The organism is Actinoalloteichus spitiensis RMV-1378 (assembly GCF_000239155.1).
In the GTDB taxonomy this organism is placed as follows: domain Bacteria; phylum Actinomycetota; class Actinomycetes; order Mycobacteriales; family Pseudonocardiaceae; genus Actinoalloteichus_B; species Actinoalloteichus_B spitiensis.
On sequence record NZ_AGVX02000664.1, the window covers coordinates 1 to 1,116 of the forward strand.

Below are 1,116 nucleotides of genomic sequence, written 5' to 3' on the forward strand. Positions count from 1 at the left end.
CGCCGTCCGGCCCTCCGGTCCGACCTCCGAGCGGAGGACGACCCCGCGACAGCGAGCGGACGGTGCTGCCCTCGCACCCGGTCGCCGCCTTGTGCCCGCCTCCCGTCCGGTGGTTGCCTTGGTCGTCCGGGGCCGCCCGCGACCACGGCACGGGCCAGCCCACTGATTCCGGGGAGTCGAACGGGACCATGACGGACGGGATCACCACGCTCCGCGCGGCGGGAACCGCGCTCGTGCTCGACGTGCCGGCCTCGGGAACCCCCCGTGTGCTGCACTGGGGGGCCGACCTCGGTGAGGTCGACGCCGAACTGGGCGCCGCGCTGCGAACGGGAGTCGAACAACCGACGCCACCCAGTTCGGTGGACTTCCCCCGCTGGTTCCCGTTGCTGGCCGGCGAGGCCGACGGGTGGTCCGGGCGGCCCGCGCTCGCCGGGCACCGCGACGGCGCGGTCACGCATCCCCGGTGGACGGTCCACGGGATCGACCTCCACCGCTCCCCGGACTGCGCACCGGCCGACGCCGGCGGGGAACTCGCGATCACGGCCTCCGACGAGCGTTGCGGGCTGGCCATCGCCGTCACGCTGCGGATGGAGACCAGTGGTCTGGTCCGGATCCGGCAGCGGGTGACCAACACCGGCGCCGGGGCGTGGACGGTGGGAGGGCTCGTCAGCGTTCTCCCCCTGCCGGACGAGGCGACCGAACTGCTCGACCTGACCGGCCGGTGGTGCCGGGAACGCAGCCCTCAGCGGCGGCCCCTCGTGGAGGGTTCCTGGGCACGGGAGAGCCGGCGGGGGCGGACCGGGCACGACGCGCCCCTGCTGCTCGTCGCCGGCCAGGCCGGGTTCGGGTTCCGGCACGGTGAGGTGTGGGGGGTCCACGTCGCCTGGAGCGGCGACCAGACCCACCTGGCGGAGCGACTGCCCGAACGGGCGGGGCAGGCCGCGGCCGTGCTGGGCGGCGGTGAACTGCTGCGGCCCGGGGAGGTGCGGCTCGCCCCCGGCGAGTCCCACACCACACCGTGGGTGTGCTTCTCCTGGTCGAACCTGGGCCTGGACGGCCTCTCCGCCCGGGTGCACGACTGGCTGCGCTCCCGCCCGCACCACCCCCGCACCCCCC

At 75.8% G+C, this 1,116-nt stretch carries 1 protein-coding gene; it reads left to right on the plus strand.

Going from position 1 to position 1,116, the window contains the following annotated elements; translation table 11 throughout:
* Positions 1 to 188: 188 nt before the first annotated feature.
* Positions 189 to 1,116, plus strand: a 928-nt coding sequence (locus tag ACTIDRAF_RS0223600; protein ID WP_016701159.1) for a glycoside hydrolase family 36 N-terminal domain-containing protein, incomplete at its 3' end; no start/stop codon positions are given.